Annotated in this window: 17 protein-coding genes and 1 tRNA gene; 5 read left to right on the top strand and 13 right to left on the bottom strand. The window is 68.2% G+C overall.

Annotation, left to right across the window (positions count from 1 at the left end):
* Positions 1 to 167 precede the first annotated feature (167 nt).
* Positions 168 to 243, bottom strand: a tRNA-Thr gene (locus QGN32_RS13675).
* 84 nt (positions 244 to 327) lie between these two features.
* Entirely contained in the window at positions 328 to 1536 is a 1209-nt protein-coding gene (locus QGN32_RS13670) for a DNA polymerase III subunit delta' (RefSeq protein ID WP_326544921.1), read from the bottom strand.
* A gap of 88 nt (positions 1537 to 1624) precedes the next feature.
* On the opposite strand from QGN32_RS13670, the gene QGN32_RS13665 reads away from it, so the two are divergent.
* On the top strand, positions 1625 to 3229 hold the full coding sequence (locus QGN32_RS13665) for an adenylate/guanylate cyclase domain-containing protein (RefSeq protein WP_442791840.1): 1605 nt from the start codon (positions 1625 to 1627) through the stop codon (positions 3227 to 3229).
* A gap of 27 nt (positions 3230 to 3256) precedes the next feature.
* On the opposite strand, the gene topA is transcribed toward QGN32_RS13665, so the two are convergent.
* The 3 genes from topA to QGN32_RS13650 form a co-directional block, all read right to left on the bottom strand.
* Positions 3257 to 6046 carry a type I DNA topoisomerase gene (gene topA, locus QGN32_RS13660; RefSeq protein WP_326544919.1) on the bottom strand — a complete coding sequence of 930 codons (2790 nt, stop codon included), beginning with the start codon at positions 6044 to 6046 and terminating at the stop codon, positions 3257 to 3259.
* A 134-nt stretch (positions 6047 to 6180) separates the two neighbouring features.
* Positions 6181 to 6771 (bottom strand): hypothetical protein, encoded by a 591-nt coding sequence (locus QGN32_RS13655; protein ID WP_326544918.1) that lies wholly within the window; start codon positions 6769 to 6771, stop codon positions 6181 to 6183.
* Between the two features lie 130 nt (positions 6772 to 6901).
* A complete protein-coding gene (locus QGN32_RS13650; protein WP_006243848.1) occupies positions 6902 to 7105 on the bottom strand; it encodes a cold-shock protein in 204 nt (67 codons plus the stop codon).
* A 277-nt stretch (positions 7106 to 7382) separates the two neighbouring features.
* Between QGN32_RS13650 and QGN32_RS13645 the strand changes: the two genes are divergently transcribed.
* From QGN32_RS13645 to QGN32_RS13630, 4 genes are all read left to right on the top strand, one after another.
* The gene (locus tag QGN32_RS13645; protein WP_326544917.1) at positions 7383 to 9710 is read left to right on the top strand and encodes a DEAD/DEAH box helicase; all 2328 of its coding nucleotides are present in this window, start codon (positions 7383 to 7385) and stop codon (positions 9708 to 9710) included.
* Between the two features lie 37 nt (positions 9711 to 9747).
* Positions 9748 to 10749 carry a PAS domain-containing protein gene (locus tag QGN32_RS13640; RefSeq protein ID WP_326544916.1) on the top strand — a complete coding sequence of 334 codons (1002 nt, stop codon included), beginning with the start codon at positions 9748 to 9750 and terminating at the stop codon, positions 10747 to 10749.
* Positions 10750 to 10824: 75 nt separating this feature from the next.
* Entirely contained in the window at positions 10825 to 11130 is a 306-nt protein-coding gene (locus QGN32_RS13635) for an Rv3654c family TadE-like protein (RefSeq protein WP_326544915.1), read from the top strand.
* Complete coding sequence (locus tag QGN32_RS13630) at positions 11130 to 11900, top strand: MMPL family transporter (protein ID WP_326544914.1); 771 nt, start codon at positions 11130 to 11132, stop codon at positions 11898 to 11900. The genes QGN32_RS13635 and QGN32_RS13630 overlap by 1 nt, the downstream gene beginning before the upstream one ends.
* Here QGN32_RS13630 and QGN32_RS13625 read toward each other — a convergent pair whose 3' ends face one another.
* From QGN32_RS13625 to ssd, 8 genes are all read right to left on the bottom strand, one after another.
* Positions 11901 to 13316, bottom strand: a complete 1416-nt coding sequence (locus QGN32_RS13625) for a cytochrome P450 (RefSeq protein ID WP_326544913.1) — start codon at positions 13314 to 13316, stop codon at positions 11901 to 11903.
* A gap of 139 nt (positions 13317 to 13455) precedes the next feature.
* Positions 13456 to 13833, bottom strand: coding sequence for an Rv3654c family TadE-like protein (locus tag QGN32_RS13620; RefSeq protein WP_326544912.1), 378 nt, complete (start codon positions 13831 to 13833; stop codon positions 13456 to 13458).
* Positions 13799 to 14098: a TadE family type IV pilus minor pilin gene (locus QGN32_RS13615; protein WP_326544911.1), complete on the bottom strand. Its 300-nt coding sequence runs from the start codon at positions 14096 to 14098 to the stop codon at positions 13799 to 13801. The genes QGN32_RS13620 and QGN32_RS13615 overlap by 35 nt, the downstream gene beginning before the upstream one ends.
* A gap of 23 nt (positions 14099 to 14121) precedes the next feature.
* Entirely contained in the window at positions 14122 to 14343 is a 222-nt protein-coding gene (locus QGN32_RS13610; RefSeq protein ID WP_442791701.1) for a DUF4244 domain-containing protein, read from the bottom strand.
* 3 nt (positions 14344 to 14346) lie between these two features.
* Positions 14347 to 14916: a type II secretion system F family protein gene (locus QGN32_RS13605; protein WP_326544910.1), complete on the bottom strand. Its 570-nt coding sequence runs from the start codon at positions 14914 to 14916 to the stop codon at positions 14347 to 14349.
* Positions 14913 to 15689 carry a type II secretion system F family protein gene (locus QGN32_RS13600; RefSeq protein ID WP_326544909.1) on the bottom strand — a complete coding sequence of 259 codons (777 nt, stop codon included), beginning with the start codon at positions 15687 to 15689 and terminating at the stop codon, positions 14913 to 14915. The genes QGN32_RS13605 and QGN32_RS13600 overlap by 4 nt, the downstream gene beginning before the upstream one ends.
* Complete coding sequence (locus QGN32_RS13595; RefSeq protein ID WP_326544908.1) at positions 15686 to 16852, bottom strand: TadA family conjugal transfer-associated ATPase; 1167 nt, start codon at positions 16850 to 16852, stop codon at positions 15686 to 15688. The genes QGN32_RS13600 and QGN32_RS13595 overlap by 4 nt, the downstream gene beginning before the upstream one ends.
* The gene (ssd, locus tag QGN32_RS13590; RefSeq protein WP_326544907.1) at positions 16849 to 17913 is read right to left on the bottom strand and encodes a septum site-determining protein Ssd; all 1065 of its coding nucleotides are present in this window, start codon (positions 17911 to 17913) and stop codon (positions 16849 to 16851) included. Before ssd ends, QGN32_RS13595 begins: the two co-directional genes overlap by 4 nt.
* Between the last annotated feature and the right edge of the window lie 109 nt (positions 17914 to 18022).

Raw genomic sequence — 18022 nt, 5'->3', positions numbered from 1 at the left:
CGACGACGACCGGAACAGCTACGGAAGGTAGTCGACCAATTACCTGACACCGTGGCCACATATCCCGCCGCGCGATCGACGTGTTCGGCCGCAGGCACGCCATAATCGCCCCCCAGTGAGTTCCCCGACAAGAATTCCGGGTTTTCCGCGAGGGCCTGAGCCGGACGTGGAGCCACCTAGGAGAATCGAACTCCTGACCTGCTCATTACGAGTGAGCCGCTCTGCCGACTGAGCTAAGGTGGCGTGCTCGCGATGAGCGCCTGCACGGAGAGCAGACGGCACCGTCGGGCGGGACGAGTCTACGGCAGGGCCCGCCGCGGACCCAACTCAGTCGCGCAAGGCCTGCCCGACCGTCGCGACCATCGCGTCGACCGCGAACTTCGGCTTGACGTTGACCGCGAGCGCCTCCCGACACTCCAGCACCGCTTCGATGCAGCGCAGCAGCTTGTCCGGCGATGCATGCGCGGCCAGCTTGGCAACCTCGTCTCCCATATCGGGGTGGTTGTGCTGGACGCTGCTCGCGCCGGACGACACCAGCAGCGCGTCGCGGAAGTACGTCGCCAGATCGATCAGGGCCCGGTCGAGGGAGTCGCGTGACGCCCGCGTCTTGCGTGACTTCTGCCGTCGCTCAAGGGCATTCAGCGCCCCCGCCGCGCCACGCAGCGAGCCGGCCGTCCCCTTTCCGGTGCCACCGGCGCCCAGTGCGGTGCGCAGTTCCTCTGTCTCGGCCTCATTGCGGTCCACCGTCAGTGCCAGGGCCTCGTCCTCGGCCGTCTTCACCAACTCCTCGGCCGCGGCGTAGGCCCGCGACGGCGTCGCCGCGTCGCGCGCCAGACCCAACGCCCGCTTCCGGCGTTCCCGGGCCGCTTCGTCGGTGGCCAGCCGTCGAGCCCTGCCGACATGGCCGCCGCTGACCGATGCCGCCCACTGCGCAACGTCGTCCGCGAGTCCGTCGCTGTCGATCAGCATGCCCGCGATCGCCTCCACGCTCGGCGTCACCAACGCCACATGCCGACAGCGGGAGCGCAGCGTGATCGCGATGTCTTCCGGGTCCACCGACGGCGCGCACAGCAGGAACACCGTCGACGGCGGCGGCTCCTCGACGACCTTGAGCAGCGCGTTCGCCGCCCCCTCGGTCAGCCGATCGGCGTCCTCGATCAGCACGATCTGCCACCGTCCGGTACCTGGCCGCCGCGACGCGATCTGCACGATGGCGCGCATCTCGTCGACGCCGATCGACAAACCCTCGGGGATGATCCGTCGCACGTCGGCGTGGGTACCGGCCATCGTCGTGGTACAGGCCCGGCATTCGCCACAGCCCGGCACACCCGGGGCGGTGCACTGCAGCGCCGCCGCGAAGCACAGCGCCGCCACCGATCGGCCCGAACCCGGCGGCCCCGTGATGAGCCACGCGTGTGTCATGGTCCCGGTTATCCCGTCGGTGTGAGCCGCCTCACCGCGCGCGGCGCGCGCCGCAGCCACCAACTCGGCCTCAATAGCCTGCTGGCCCACCAGACGCGAGAAAACACCGCCCATCGCAGATAACAGTAGTGCTGCGAACCGACACGTCCGTCTCACAGCACCCGTAGCCGTCCCCGATGCCCGATACGGTTGACGCGTGGCCATTCAGGATCGACCGATCGGGCGAATCAGCGCATTCGTCCGATGGGCCGCGCGCACCCCATGGCCGGTGTTCACGCTGGGCATGGTGCAGGCCGACATCATCGGCGCCCTGCTCGTCCTGAGCTTCCTGAGGTTCGGGCTGCCCCCCGAGGACCGGATTCAGCTGCAGGATCTGCCCGCCTTCAACTTGGCGGTCTTCCTCGGCTTCCTGTTCGTCTCCTTCACCGTCGCGGCGTACTGGAGCCTGCGGCTGCTGATCCCGGTCATGCGGTGGCAGCGCCGCGACATGCTGCTCGGCGACCGGGATCCGGCCGACACCGAGGTCGCGCGCACCCGCGCGCTGAAGATGCCGTTCTACCGGTCGGTGATCAACGTCGTGAACTGGCTGTTGGGCTCGGTGGTGTTCATCGTCGCCAGCTGGCCGGTCGCCAGTAAGTCGGCGCCGGTGGTCGCGGTCGCCACCGGGCTGGGTGCCACCGCGACCGCGATCATCGGTTACCTGCAGTCCGAGCGGGTGCTGCGTCCCGTCGCCGTGGCCGCCCTGCGCGGTGGGGTTCCGGAGAACTTCCGCGCGCCCGGCGTGGTGGCGCGACAGGTGATGACCTGGGTGCTGTCGACTGCGGTTCCGATCATCGCGATCGTGCTGGCATTGGTGGCCAGCAAGTTCGGGGTCCTGACCGCGCCCGCCGACCGCCTCACCACGCCGATCCTGATCCTCGCGATCTCCGCGCTGGTGGTCGGGCTGGCCGGTACCGTGCTGGTGGCGATGTCGATCGCCGACCCGCTGCGCCAGCTGCGCTGGGCGCTCGGCGAGGTGCAGCGGGGCAATTACAACGCCCACATGCAGATCTACGACGCCAGCGAGCTGGGCCTGCTGCAGGCCGGATTCAACGACATGGTGCGCGACCTGGCCGAACGGCAGCGGCTGCGCGACCTGTTCGGCCGCTACGTCGGGGAGGACGTGGCGCGGCGCGCGCTGGAGCGCGGTACCGAACTGGGCGGTCAGGAACGCGACGTCGCGGTGCTGTTCGTCGATCTGGTCGGCTCGACGCAGCTTGCGGCGACCATCCCCGCCGCAGAGGTCGTCAACCTGCTCAACGACTTCTTCCGCGTCGTGGTCGACACGGTCAACCGGCACGGCGGATTCGTCAACAAGTTCCAGGGCGACGCGGCGCTGGCCATCTTCGGCGCGCCGATCGAACATCCCGACGCCTGCGGCGGCGCGCTCGCCGCCTCACGCGAACTGCATGACGAGCTGATCGAGGTGCTGGGCCAGACGGAGTTCGGCATCGGGGTCTCCTCTGGCCGGGCGATCGCCGGGCACATCGGCGCGCAGGCCCGGTTCGAGTACACGGTGATCGGTGATCCGGTCAACGAGGCGGCCCGGCTCACCGAACTGGCCAAGCTGGAAGAGGGACACGTCCTGGCCTCCGCGATCGCGGTCAGCGGGGCCCTCGACGCCGAAGCGCTCTGCTGGGACGTCGGTGAGGTCGTCGAACTTCGCGGGCGAGCGGCCCCGACGCAGTTGGCGCGGCCGCTGAATTTGCTCTCACCGGATGCGGCGGCCGGCGCCGAACGTGAAGTCGTGTCCGAAGAATCGCGCTGATTTCGAGCACAACCGCACGTTCGCGGGCTAGCTCTTCTTGGCGGCCTTCTTCGCGGGCGCCTTCTTCTTGGTCGCCTTCTTCGTCCGCTTCACCGGACCGCGCGCCCGTCGATCGGCGAGCAGTTCGGCGGCGCGCTCGTCGGTGATCGACAACACGTCGTCACCCTTGCGCAGGCTGGCGTTGGTCTCCCCGTCGGTGACATAGGGGCCGAACCGGCCATCCTTGATCACCATCGGCTTGCCCGTGGCCGGGTCGTTGCCCAACTCGCGCAGCGGAGGCGCCGCGGCCCGTTGGCCGCCTCGGCGTTTGGGCTCCGCATAGATCTTCAGCGCCTCGTCGAGCGTGATGTCGAACATCTGCTCTTCGGTGGCCAACGACCGAGAGTCCGTGCCGCGCTTCAGGTACGGGCCGTAGCGACCGTTCTGCGCGGTGATCTCCTCGCCCGTGTTCGGGTCGACGCCGACGACACGTGGCAAAGACAGCAACCGCAACGCGTCCTCGAGCGTCACCGATTCCAAATCCATCGTCCGCAGCAGCGAACCGGTCCGCGGCTTCGGGCCGGTCGGCTTTTTGCCCTTCTTCGCCGTCGACCCCGCGTCACCCTCATCGGGAGGCTCGGGCAACACCTCGGTGACGTAGGGCCCGTAACGTCCATCCTTGGCGACGATCTCGTGTCCGGTCGCCGGGTCGACACCCAGCGATCGGCCCTCTTGCGGTGTGGCGAACAGCTTTTCGGCGAGGTCCAGTGTCAGCTCGTCCGGGGTGAGCTCGTCTTTGAGGTTGGCTCGCTGCGGGGCCGGCTCACCGTCGTCTCCAGCGACCATCCGCTCCAGGTACGCGCCGTTCTTGCCCACCCGCACATAGATCGGGCGGCCCTGTTCATCGTCGAAAAGCTTGATGGAGTTGACTTCTCGGGCGTCGATCTCCTCGAGGTTGACCCCGACGAGCTTCTTCAGCCCGCCCGATCGCGCGATCGAATCCTCGACTCCGTGAGCACCACCGAAGTAGAAGTTGTTGAGCCAGTTGGTCCGTCGCTCGTTACCTGCGGCAATCTGGTCGAGCTCGTCTTCCATCGCCGCGGTGAACCCGTAGTCGACGAGCCGGCTGAAGTGCTGTTCGAGCAGTCCGATGACGGCGAACGCCACCCAGGACGGCACCAGCGCACTGCCGCGCTTCATCACGTAACCGCGGTCCTGAATGGTCTTGATGATCGACGAGTACGTCGACGGCCGGCCGATGCCGAGATCCTCGAGCGCCTTGATCAGCGAGGCCTCGGTGTAGCGGGCGGGCGGCGTCGTGGTGTGCCCGTCGGCCGTGAGCTCCTTGGCGTCGACGCGCTGGCCCTCGGTGAGGTTGGGCAGTCGGCTCTCGGCGTCGTCGGCCTCGCCGCCGGCTTGATCGTCGATGCTCTCGACGTAGGCCTTCAGGAAGCCGGCGAACGTGATCGTGCGGCCGGACGCACTGAAGATCACCTGCTGGCCGTCACGCGACGTCCCGCCGATGCGAAGGCTCAGCGTCGTACCGCGCGCATCGGCCATCTGCGAGGCCACAGTGCGCTGCCAGATCAGCTCGTAGAGCCGGAACTCGTCGGTGTCGAGCTGGCCGTGCAGCTGGCCCGGCGTGGAGAACACGTCCCCCGCGGGGCGGATCGCCTCGTGCGCCTCCTGCGCGTTCTTCACCTTGCGCGTGTACTGCCGCGGCGACGGGTGCAGGTACTCCTCGCCGTAGAGCTGACGGGCCTGGTTGCGGGCCGCTTCGACAGCGCTCGCCGACAACGTCGTCGAGTCGGTACGCATATAGGTGATGTAGCCGTTCTCGTAGAGCCGCTGCGCGACGCTCATCGTGCGCTCGGAAGAGAACCGCAGCTTGCGGCCCGCCTCCTGTTGCAGCGTCGAGGTCATGAACGGCGCGTAGGGCCTGCGGGTGTAGGGCTTCTGCTCGACGGACCTGACCGCCAACTGCGCCCCGCGCAGACCATTCGCCAGCGCGGTAGCGCCGACCTCGTCGAGTACCAGGACCTCATCGGGCTTGCGGACCTGACCCAGCGAGTCGAAATCGCGTCCGGTGGCCACTCGCCGCCCGTCGACGGTGTTCAGCTTCGCGGTGAAGGTGGGCGGGGACGCCTGTGGGTCGGACACGCCGGCGTCGAGCTCGGCGGTGACGTCCCAGTAACCCGCGCTGCGGAACGCCATCCGCTCGCGTTCGCGCTGCACGATGATCCGCGTCGCGACCGACTGCACCCGCCCGGCCGACAACTTCGGCGCGACCTTCTTCCACAGCACCGGGCTGACCTCGTAGCCATAGAGCCGGTCCATGATGCGGCGGGTCTCCTGGGCATCGACCAGGTCGCTGTCCAGGTCGCGGGGATCCTCGGCGGCGGCCCTGATGGCCGGTTCGGTGATCTCGTGGAACACCATCCGCTTGACCGGGACACGCGGCTTGAGCGTCTCGAGCAGGTGCCAGGCGATGGCCTCGCCCTCGCGGTCGCCGTCCGTCGCCAGATACAGCTCGTCGACGTCCTTGAGCAGGCCCTTCAGTTCGGCGACGGTGCTCTTCTTCTCGGGGCTGATGATGTAGAGCGGCTCGAAGTTGTTCTCCACGTCCACCCCGAGGCGGGCCCATGGCTCCGACTTGTACTTCGCGGGCACGTCGGCGGCGTTGCGCGGCAGGTCACGGATGTGCCCCCGGGAGGACTCGACGATGTAGCTGGAGCCGAGGTAACCGGCTATCTTGCGCGCCTTGGTAGGCGACTCGACAATGACGAGCCGCCGCACGCTACCGTTGCGACCGCTGCTGGCGCGGTCTCCGTCTGCCACCTGTACTCAGCTCCACTTCTTGCGCTGCCGACGTTGTCGAGATACCCCCGCGGCGGGGCCCTCGACCCTGTCGGCATGTGACAATTTCGCACCCCGCGCCACCCGACGCAAACTGGCCCCCCTCTATACGGCCGTCAGATCCGCGGCCACTGCTGAAACGCCTCCGCGTTGCCCGGAGGTTCCCCCACGTTCTCTACCAGGCGTGATAGCCGACGACGACCGCTGATCCGCAGCGCTGGGCGCGACCCGCGAGTACCGATCAACGTCGGCGCGATCCCCACCCGCATCATGGCCGACGCGAGCGGCGAATGCGTGTCCGGCGCGTGCGGGTCCAGACCGAGCAGATACCGGTCCGCCTCCGGCGTGCCCGCCGCCAACGTCCAGGCCCGAAGCTCCCGTGGCCCGGGCAGCCACTGCGGTGGGACGGTCTTGACCGCACCGCGGGTCCAATCGGTCGCGATACCGACCAGCCGGGGGTCGACCGCGGTGCGCACCAGCGGGGTGTTTTCGTCCGTACGTGCGATCTCCGGCTGCAGACCGGCCTCGACGATCATCTGGGCGAGCGCCTCGGCCCGCCACAGCGCATCGACGACGACCGACAGCCGCGCCCCCTGCTGCGAGCCCGAACCCACCAGAACCACCTGGCCAGGTGCGGCGAGCAGCCCGGTGAGGTCGGCGACCGCGGGGGGCACCGACTCCGCCGAGAAGAACGACAGCTGGCTCACAAATCGACAGTAAGCCAGGTCTCCCTATCTACCGTGTCGGCCGTGCCGCAGCGCGCCGGAATAGCGAACACCCCGCGGCGCCCGGTCTCGGATGCGCGCGGGGTGTTGCCTTTGGTTTGTGTTGGTCGCTCTAGACGGCCCGAACACCAGTGGCCTGCGGCCCCTTGGGGCTCTGGCCAACCTCGAACTCGACCTTCTGGTTCTCCTCCAGGGTGCGGAAGCCGCTGCCCTGAATCTCCGTGTAGTGGACGAAAACGTCGGCGGAGCCGTCCTCCGGGGCGATGAAGCCGAAGCCCTTCTCCGCGTTGAACCACTTCACAGTTCCCTGTGGCATTTCCTGTTGTTTCCTTCTCTTATTCACCGGGTGCGGTCCACCGTCTTTCGGTACACCGGGCCCGTTCCGACCGCTCTCCTTCGTGGAAGCTCGGAACTCGACCCGACCTACAACCCTCGCAGGAACCGCGATCGCAACGTCGATCCTGCGAGTGCTAGTACACGAACACAGAAGCTGCGACCGCGGTAAGTCAATCACGTTCCTCGCTGCGGCAACAGTCTCGGCGTTACAAGTGGGGAACAATTCACCTAAAGACGGGTCTCGGAGAGGACGATCGATGGCTGATTTCGGCCGCGAGCTACTCGCGTGCGCGGTCGAAGGCACGGGGCGGGGCGGGCAGAATCCGCTGCGCCACGTCGCAGATATTCCGCCGCGCCAGGGCCGGCCGCGGGGCTGGCCGTGCTGGGCCGACCCAGATGTGGTGCGGGCGTTTGTTGATCGGGGCATCGAGGCACCGTGGTCACATCAGCTTGCCGCGGCGGAGCTCGCCCACGATGGTCGCCACGTGGTGCTGTGCACCGGAACGGCGTCGGGCAAGTCGCTGGCCTACCAACTGCCGATATTGACAGATCTGAAGGCGGACCCGCGAACCCGCGTGCTCTACCTGTCGCCGACCAAGGCGCTCGGCCACGACCAACTCCGAACTGCGGTGGCGCTCACCGAGGCTGTCGGCTTACCCGACGTCGCGCCGTGCGCCTACGACGGCGACAGTCCCAGCGACGTGCGGCGCTTCGCCCGCGAACGGTCACGGTGGATCTTCTCCAATCCCGACATGATCCACCTGTCGCTGCTTCGCAACCACGCCCGCTGGGCGGTGTTCCTGCGGAACCTGCGCTATCTGGTTGTCGACGAATGCCACTACTATCGCGGCATTTTTGGCTCGAACGTGGCGATGGTGCTGCGCCGGCTGCTGCGCCTGTGTGCGAGATACTCGGCCACCGGCAACGTGCCCACCGTGATCTTCGCCAGCGCGACGACGGCCGCGCCGGCAGAGACGGCTTCGGAACTGATCGGGCAATCCGTCGTCGAGGTGACTGAAGACGGGTCGCCGCAGGGTGCCCGTACCGTGGCGCTGTGGGAGCCACCCCTGCTCGAGGACGTCGTCGGTGAAAACGGGGCACCGGTAAGACGTTCGGCAGGCGCTGAGGCGGCGAGCGTGATGGCCGACCTGGTCGCGGAGGGGGCCCGGATGCTTACGTTCGTGCGGTCCCGCCGCGGCGCCGAACTGACAGCGCTCGGTGCGCGAGCGCGTTTACAGGACCGGGCGCCGGATCTGGCCGATCGGGTGGCGTCCTATCGCGCCGGTTACCTCTCCGAGGACCGCCGCGCTCTCGAACGCGCGCTGGCCGATGGTGACTTACGGGGGCTGGCAACCACGAACGCGTTGGAGTTGGGTGTCGACATCGCGGGCCTGGACGCCGTTGTCCTCGCCGGGTTTCCGGGCACTGTGACGTCGTTCTGGCAACAGGCCGGCCGGTCCGGCCGACGCGGGCAGGGGGCACTGATCGTGTTGATCGCCCGCGACGATCCGCTCGACACCTACCTGGTACACCATCCGGCCGCGCTGCTGGACAAGCCCATCGAACGCGTCGTGATCGATCCGACGAACCCGTATGTGCTTGGGCCGCAGATTCTCTGCGCCGCAGCCGAACTTCCGCTGACCGACGCGGAGGTCCGGATGTGGAACGCCGAAGCGGTGGCGGATGCGCTCGTCGACGACGGATTGTTGCGCCGACGGGCCAACGGCTACTTCCCCACCCCCGGCACGGATCCGCATCCGGCCGTCGATATCCGCGGGTCGTGGGGCGGCCAGATCGCGATCCTGGAAGCCGGTACCGGGCGGATGCTGGGCAGCACCGGCGCGGGCCAGGCACCCGCCTCGGTGCATCCCGGTGCCGTATACCTGCATCAAGGCGAGACCTACGTCGTCGACTCGCTCGACTTCGAGGACGGCGTGGCGTTCGTGCATGCGGACGATCCGGGCTACACCACCTCCGCCCGAGAGGTGACCGACATCTCGGTCACCGGACAGGGCGAGCGAAAGACCTTCGGCCCGGTCACCGTTGGACTCGTACCGGTATCGGTGACCAATACGGTGATTGGTTATCTGCGCCGACGCCTGACGGGCGAGGTGATCGACTTCGTCGAACTCGAGATGCCCACCCGCACGCTGGACACCACCGCGGTGATGTGCACGATCACCCCAGAGGCGTTGCAGCACAACGGTCTCGAACTGCTTCGAGTGCCTGGGGCCCTGCACGCCGCAGAACACGCGGCCATCGGGCTCCTGCCGCTGGTCGCCAGCTGCGATCGTGGCGACATCGGCGGAGTCTCGACTGCGGTCGGTCCGGTACAGGGGTTGCCGACGATTTTCGTCTACGACGGATATCCCGGCGGGGCCGGTTTCGCCGACCGCGGCTTCCAGGGGCTTGCCACGTGGTGGGCGGCGACGGCCGACGCGATCGAGGCGTGCGAATGCCCTGCGGGTTGCCCGTCGTGTGTGCAGTCGCCCAAATGCGGCAACGGAAACGACCCACTGGACAAGCAAGGTGCGGTGCGGGTGCTGCGCCTGGTGCTCCGCGAGATTTCGGGATCCTCGAGGTGAAGGACGATGCCAACTGCCCACCGGTAAAGTGTCAACCATGATCCACGACTGGGTGCTCGTGGAGACGCTGGGCAACGAGCCCCTCGTGGTCGCGCAAGGTCATCGAACCAAGAACTTGATTCCGATCAGTGCGTTCCTGCGACGCAATCCCCACTTGATGGCGGTCCAGACCGCGATCGGCGAGACCGTGCGCGCGCGACAGGGCCTGAGCAGCATCACACCGAAGAACGACCGAGTCATTCGCACGGAGGTCGTGCAGATGACCGACGGCCGGATACACGGGGTACATGTCTGGATCGGACCGCCCGACATGGAACCTCCGGAGCGGCCGCTGCCCGGACCACTGATGTGGGATCTCAACACCGGAACCGCCACAGCCACCGAGGAATCTTTGCTCAACAGCGGCTGGGATCCGCAGCGGGAGGCCATGCAGAACCGCACCTTCGCCGACGATCTGCCGATGCGCGAGCTCAACCCGAGCGAAGCCAAGGTGTTGACGATGGCGATCAAACGCGAGCCGGGCACGATCTTCTGCAGTACCTGGGACGTCAACGACTACCGCGGTGAGCCGATCACTGTCGGCTTTGTCACGCGTACGGTGCTCGAATCCGACGGCGACGGCCCGGATCGGCTGCTGTGCCGGGCGATGAACTGGCGCAGCGAACCGGACCCGGAGGTGCCACCGCAGGACCACCTCGCGCAGCGAATCCTCAACGGGCTGGCCCAGCCAGGTGTGCACCGCGCACTGGTGGACCCGACGAATTGGACCCTGCTGAAGTGGCTCGACGATCCCGCGCCATTCTTCGACTGGCGGGTCAGCTTGGCGGGCGAGCACGCGGTGCATCCGGCGGACCGCCGCGAGATGGAGAGGATGGCAAGCGAATTCGCGACCGGGTCGGCCACCGGTGTACTGAGGATGACCGGGATCGGCGACAGTGAGTGGGCGCCGGTGCACGTGACAGTGAACCGGGTCGAACTCGACGATGACGTGTATGTGGCGCTGGCCACGCTGCGCCGGCCCAACGAGTCCGAGTCCTAGCCCGGCGGACCCGCCGGACCCGCGCAGGCTACCGCGCGCGGTCGGTGCTGTTGCCGGGCATCACTGTCGAAGCGCGTGCGGTGGCCGCCGTGGAGCCCGGCGCGCGGTGAGGACGGTTCGGCCACGTTGGTGGGCGTCGCGACGATGGCGGTGCTGGTGGCGCTCACCGTCGGCGCGGTGTATGTCGGTTCGGCGGTGATCGGGCGACACCGGGCACAGGCGGCCGCCGATCTGGCCGCGTTGGCGGCCGCGAACGCGGTGCCCGACGGTTCGGCGGCGGCGTGCAGCCATGCGACCGTGATCGCGCAGGCCATGAATGCGGCGGTTACCGGAGGAACGCATCGAGAACGTCGATATCCTGCGCCGTCCGGCGGATCCTGATGTTCTGCTGGTCGAAGCCGATGGCCGTCGCCGAGGGTGCTTATCTCGCGGTGCTCCCGGATGTCGATCAGGGCAGTGATGCGGCCCACCGTCTGCTCGATGACGTTCGCGCAACCCCAGCTCCGGGTGCCGTGGCGGTCGGCGGTTTGGCTGCGGAGAACTTCGACACCAAAGATGCTCTGTTCGAGACGGTTCCGTCGGCCGCGGCCTTGATCGCGGTGGCGATGTTCGTCGTGCAGTTCACCTTCACCCGAAGTGTCGTCCTGCCGCTGAAAGCTCTGGTGCTCAACATCGTCAGCCTATCGGCGACTCTGGGCGCTATGGTGTTCATCTTCCAGGAGGGCCACCTGCAGTGGCTGGTCGGAGATTTCACCGTCACCGGGACGCTGCCTACCGCGACGCCGATTGTCGTCATCTGCGTGGTGTTCGGGCTGTCGATGGACTACGAGGTCTTCCTGTTGTCCCGAATCAGCGAGGAGTACCGGCTACACGGGGTCACCGACCTTGCGGTGATGTCCGGGCTGCAGCGCGTGGGTCCGATCGTCACCGCGGCTGCGCTGATCATGTCGATCGTGTTCATCGCGATGGCCACCTCCCAGGTCTCATTCATCAAGTCGCTGGGCGTCGGGTTGACGTTGGCGATAGCGCTCGACGCCACACTCATTCGAGCAATTCTGATGCCTGCGGATGAAGTTGATGGGACGTGCGAATTGGTGGGCGCCCCACTGGCTGCAGCGGCCCGCGCGTTCGATCGTGGCAACGCGCGGTGATCAGGATCGGCTGCGCGCAACCAGTTGAATGCCGTCCTTCGGCCGTCTGGTGATTCCTGCCTTGCTCTGGGACGGAGGACCAGAGGCCAACTCGAACGTGAAGCGCTGACTCATGATTGCGGCGATCAAGGCCATTTCCATGAATGCGAAACTCTGCCCGATGCAGATGCGCCGGCCTCCGCCGAACGGGAGAAACGCCGAACGCGGAAGGTCTTTGTTCTTGGTCAAAAACCTGCCGGGATCGAAGGTTTCCGGATCGGGCCACCAACGCGGGTCATGGTGGATGTGGTTGATCTGGATGAAGATCGTGGTGCCACGCCGAATGTGGTGCCCACCGATGACGTCGTCCGCTACAGCACGCCGAGCGATGATTCCCCACACCGCGGGGAAGTAGCGCTGCGCCTCCTGTATGCACGCGATGGTCCACGGCAACCTGTGCAGGTCGTCCGCGCCTGGACGGTGGGCACCCAACACATCATCGATCTCGGTGAGCATCCGGTCACGAGCCCCGGTGTGCAATGTCATCAGATACCAGAACCAGGACGAGGTATTCGCAGTCGTTTCGTTTCCCGCGAGCATGAACGTCATGGCTTCGTCGAGGATCCGCTGGCGTGACCACGTACCCTCGTCGGCGCGCAGCAACACGTTGAGCAGGTCAGCGGACTCGGTCGGATGCGCCTTTCGCTCATCAATCAATGCGTCGATCGCACGGCCAAGAGCCAGGGCGTGGTTCTGCACACCCCGCAGCGGCGGCGGAAAGGGCACTCCCGAGTGCGCCAACCAGCGCAGCACTTCATAGACCGGTCGCGGCATCAGACCGCACAACCCGAGTCGTGCCAGGTGTTCTGCATGTTGCAGGCCGCGCGTCGCAAGGTCGTGCATGGTGTGCAGCAACGGGCCGAAGTCCTGGCTGAAGAGGGTATTGGCGACGACCCGGAGGGTGGTCTCGACCATCACATCGTGCATGTCGAACTGTGCGCCCGTTGGCAAGCCGTCGGCGACGCCGATGATCGGATCGATCATCAGGTCGACGATGGCGTCGAGGTGACGCCGCGCAAAGGTCGGACTCAACGCCCGACGGTGGGCTGCCCACGAGTCGCCCTCGTCGGTGACCAGATTGACCCCTGCGAGGGTCCGGATGGGCTCATATTCGATGGATTTGACGTAGTTGGCCCGAGCCTCATACAGCACGTGATCCACGTAGTCGGGATGGCTGATGGAAACGAACCGGCGGCCACCGCAACGGAATCGGGTGAAGTCGTTGCCGCATGTCCGATCCAGGAAGCCGTCGGCGTCATCGAATCCGACAGTGATGGCCTCGCGGGTCATCGTCCAGGTGCTCAGGCGTCTGGCCGGTCCTCGAGTCGGGCCCCAATCACAGGCGCCCACCCGAGCGGCGGTTTGTGTGCTGCCCATCGCTTCACCTCCGTCGGTCTGATGCGAGAACGCCACCCCGACCGTCGGTGCCCGGTTCCGTGACGGAAATCGTCACTCCGGTTTGCTTCGGTGAGCCCAGTAACGAGCTACTGCAATATCGCAGCGCCGAGCCGTGCCACTACTGAGCCGCAGCGACCGGACCTGCCCGCGCGATGGCGCGCGCCGGGCCCACCGCTAGCCGGCCCACTGCCACCGGGACCTCCACGGCCACGACGGCATCCAACTGGTCCACCAAACAGCCGGTAACCGCCGCATTCATGGCCTGCGCGATCACGGTCGCATGGCTGCACGCCGCCGCCGAACCGTCGGGCACCGCGTTCGCGGCCGCCAGCGCGGCCAGATCGGCGGCCGCCTGTGCGCGGTGTCGCCCGATCACCGCCGAACCGACGTACACCGCGCCGACGGTGAGCGCCACCAGCACCGCCATCGTCGCGACGCCCACCAACGTGGCCGAACCGTCCTCACCGCGCGCCGGGCTCCACGGCGGCCACCGCACGCGCTTCGACAGTGATGCCCGGCAACAGCACCGACCGCGCGCTGACCGTCGCCACCACCAACCCGCCGTCGCGCTGCACCCCCACGGCCGCGCCGTCGGGCGCGACGTGGCGTGCGACGGCCGCACCGTCGTCACCGCGCGCCGCAAGGCGAGCGGCTTCTCGTGCGGCGTCGACGCATCGGATGTGCATCGACACCGCGGTGAGCACGGCCACGCACACGATGAGCACCGCGACAAGGCCGGCGAGCGCGAACGCCGCCTCCACCGTCGCAAATCCGGCCTCCGCACCTAGGCGTTGGTGCTCAGCGCGCGGGTGATGATGTTGGTCAGCGCGCTGACGATCGAGTCGCCGGTGACCACCGTGTACAGGATCGCGCCGAACGCGGCCGCCGCGATCGTGCCGATCGCGTACTCGACGGTCGACATGCCGTCGTCGTCGGTGATCAGCAGCATCAGCCTCGCTTGCAGTACCTGAAGTGTGTTGTGCACCTTCATTTTTCCCCTCCCCATCTTTCACAGAATTCCGGACCGCAGCACGTCGCCTGCCAGCCCGGCGACCACCGGAACGATGCCCAGGCACAAGAACGCCGGCAGGTAACACACGCCCAGGGGGCCGGCAATCAAGACCGACGCGCGTTCGGCCGAGGCGCGGGCCGAATCCGCGGCATCGTCACGCGATCGGGCCGCCAGTTCGATGACGCCCTGCGCCAGCGCTGTTCCGGAGGATGCCGACCGGCGCGCCAGCCGCAGCAATGTCTCGACGTGGCGGTCTCCGTGGGCTGGGTGCGCCCAGGCGGTCGAAGGGTCCGCGCCCAGCACGAGCAGATCCGCTGCCCGGCACAACGACCGGGCCAGCTGTGGCGGCGCCGACGGCGCGGCGACCGCCGCGGCGGTAGACACCGCCATGCCCGACCGTAGGCAGGAGGCCAGCACATCGAGCGTCGACGCGAACGCCAGGGGGTCGCGCTGCCGGACCCCTTTCGGTGGTCCCGGGACCGTGCGGGGAGTGACCCGGAAATACGCCCGAGAAGGCGGACCGCCGACCATCACGGCAGCGGCGAGAAGCATCGCCGCGAGTGTCATTCGACCACCCCGCCGGTGATCCGGTCCGACCACGCCAGACCGAGACACGTCAGCGTCACACCGGCGACCAGCAGCCACTGACCGCCTGAGAACAGAAAGCGTAGCGGCTGGGCGCCGATCAGTTCACCCAGTCCGACCCCGAGCAGTGGCAGCGCGGCGAGCACCGTGGCGGTGGTACGCGCACCAGCCATTCCGGCGGTCACCTGAGCCGAGAAACGTTCCCGCGCAACGATGTCCCGTTGGGCGGTGTGCATCAGTGTCGAGATGGCGAGGCCGTGGGACTGGGCCAGCTGCCAACAGAGGGCGAGCCGTTGCCAGTGTGCGGGCAGCGCTGATCGCACGGCCACACTTCGAAGCCCGGCTGCCACATCGGCGCCCATCCGCGCCCGGGCCGCGACCGTCCGCAGGGACGCCGCGACCGCGCCGTCGACCTCCGCTGCCGCGGCATCGAACGCGGCCACCGGGTGGGCGCCGATCCGCAACTCCCCGACGAGGATGTCCAGCGCGCCTTCCAGTGCGGCCGCTTCCGCGGCCCGGTGCCGCTGCCTGCACCGGCGGCGTCTGCGGGCCTCCGCGGTGAGCGCGGCGATCGCGCCGGCCACCACCGCACCCGACGGGGCCACGACCATCAGGGCCAGAAGGCCGAGCACCAGCCATGCTGCGACCGGGACCCGCATCGGCCGGTGAGACCCGCCAGCGACCTGGACCCACCGCCGCCGCGGGCTCGGTGCGATCACAAGCGCCAGCGCCAGGGCCAGTCCTGCGACACTCACAAGCCGTCCCGCTGCCGGACGAGAGCACGCAGTCGCTCAGCACCGCAACCGAAACCGTGCCCGAGGCGCCAGACGGTCGAGACGCGGACCCCGCCGTCGTCTTCGGTTGCCAGGATCGCGATCTCACTGAGCCTGCGAATGCCCGCACGATCGCGGGCAACGTGAATCACCACCTGCACCGCGGCCGCAAGCTGGCTGTGCAACGCGGCTCGGTCGAGCCCACCGAGCGCGGCGAGCGCTTCCAGGCGGGCGGGCACCTCACCGGGACTGTTGGCGTGCACGGTTCCCGCGCCGCCGTCGTGACCGGTGTTGAGGGCGCCGAGCAGGTCGACCACTTCGGCGCCGCGAACCTCACCGACGACAATGCGGTCCGGTCTCATCCGTAATGCCTGTCTGACCAGGTCGCGCACGGTGACCTCGCCGGCGCCTTCGACGTTGGCGCAGCGCGCGACGAGTTTCACCAGATGCGGATGCGCGGGAGCGAGTTCGGATGCGTCCTCGACACAGATGATCCGTTCGGTTGCGGGGACGGCACCAAGGACAGCGGCCAGCAAGGTGGTCTTGCCCGCGCCGGTGCCGCCGGAGATCAGGAAGGCGAGCCGTGCGCGCACGACGTCGTCGAGCAGGGCGGCGGCGGCCGGTTCGATGGCGCCGGCCGCGGTCAGTGACGCCAGGTCCTGGGTGGCGGGGCGCAGCACCCGCAACGACAAACATGTTCCCGCGGAAGCGATCGGCGGCAGCACCGCGTGTAGGCGAACCGTGAACTGGCCAGCGCCAAGACCGGTCAACTGGCCGTCGACCCAGGGCTGCGCCTCATCGAGGCGCCGTCCGGCGGTCAGCGCCAATCGCTGCGCGAGCCTGCGCACGGATTCCTCATCGGGAAATCGGATCCCGCTGCGGCGCAGTCCGTTACCATCGTCGACCCACACCGCATCCGGTGCTGTGACGAGAACGTCGGTGACGCCGGCGGCGGACAGCAGCGGGTCGAGCAGCCCCGCACCGGTCAACTCGGTCTCGAGCAAACGCAGCCCGCTGAGCACCTCACTGTCACCGAGCAAGCCGCCGGACTCCGCGCGGATCGCTGCGGCCACAACCGTCGGCCGCAGCGGTGCGGCCTCCGCGGCGAGGCGCTCGCGGACCCGGTCGATCAACGAGTCACTCATGCGGCGCCGACCGCCGGACGCTGCTGCAGCACTGCGAGCACCTTTCGCGCTGCCCGTCCGAGTGGTGACCGTCGCGGGACCCGCAGGCCGCCGCGCTCGAGGGCACCCGCCACACCGGGTTGCGGACGCATCGCCGCCAGCAGTGGCAGCCCGACGATTTCGGCCACCTCCGCCGACCGCAGCCCGCCCGGCGCCGGACCGCGGACCACCACGCCCGAGTTCGGGTTGACCGTCGACACCCACCGCGCGACCACACCCGTCGCGGCGCACGCCCGCACGTCGGCCGAAGTCAGCACAACGACGAGATCCGCTGCTGCCAGCGCGGTTTCGGCCACTCCGGTCGATCGCCTCGGCACATCGCACACCACGGTCGCGCCGCCGCGGCTGCCCGCGTCGATCACCGCACCCAGTGGCGCGGCGTCGACGTCGCCGCCCCCACGGCCGCCGGACAACACGCTGACATCGTGCACACGCGGCAGCGCCTCGCGCAGCGCTTCGTAACTCAGCCGACCGCCCCGCAGCTCCAAATCGGGCCAGCGCAGGCCGGATTCGTGTTCACCACCGACGGCCAGGTCGATGCCGCCGCTCCACGGGTCGGCATCGATCAGGAGCGCATCGGTTGCGACGCGCGCCAACGCCGTCGCGAACACCGACGCCCCGGCGCCGCCCCGGCCGGCGATGACGGCGGCCACCGCACCGCGGTTCCCCTGCTCGTGCACGGTCTCGGCGGCCTCGGCCAGCTCGGCCATCAAGTCACCGTCCTGGGCGGGCAAGGTGATGACGCGCTGAGCGCCGACGGCGATCGCCGCCTGCCAGTCAGCGGCACCGGGGCTGTCGCGACTCACGAGCACGACCCGGGCCCGCCGCGGAAACGCGCGTGCCGCGCAGCGTTCAGCGGCGGTTGTGTCGAGGACGACTGCAGACGCATCGGTCCACACTTTGCGGCTGGACGGCTCCGACGCGTGAACCACCGGCGCACCTGCCGCCGCGCACACCCGGTCCACGTCATCGCGCAGCGCCGGGTCCGCGACCAAGGCGAGGTACCCACGTAACGAAGCCATGGTTTGTAGCCTGTGCCCTGCGGTGCGGCGACGCTACCGGCCCGGGCGCAATCTGTGGATGAACTCGGTAATGGGGATAGACGTTCGAGAACCGAAAAACGAAAACAGC

This window comes from Mycolicibacterium sp. ND9-15 (assembly GCF_035918395.1).
GTDB lineage: Bacteria > Actinomycetota > Actinomycetes > Mycobacteriales > Mycobacteriaceae > Mycobacterium.
The sequence above is the reverse complement of the archived record's forward strand: the minus strand, read 5'-3'. Positions and strand labels throughout refer to the sequence as shown.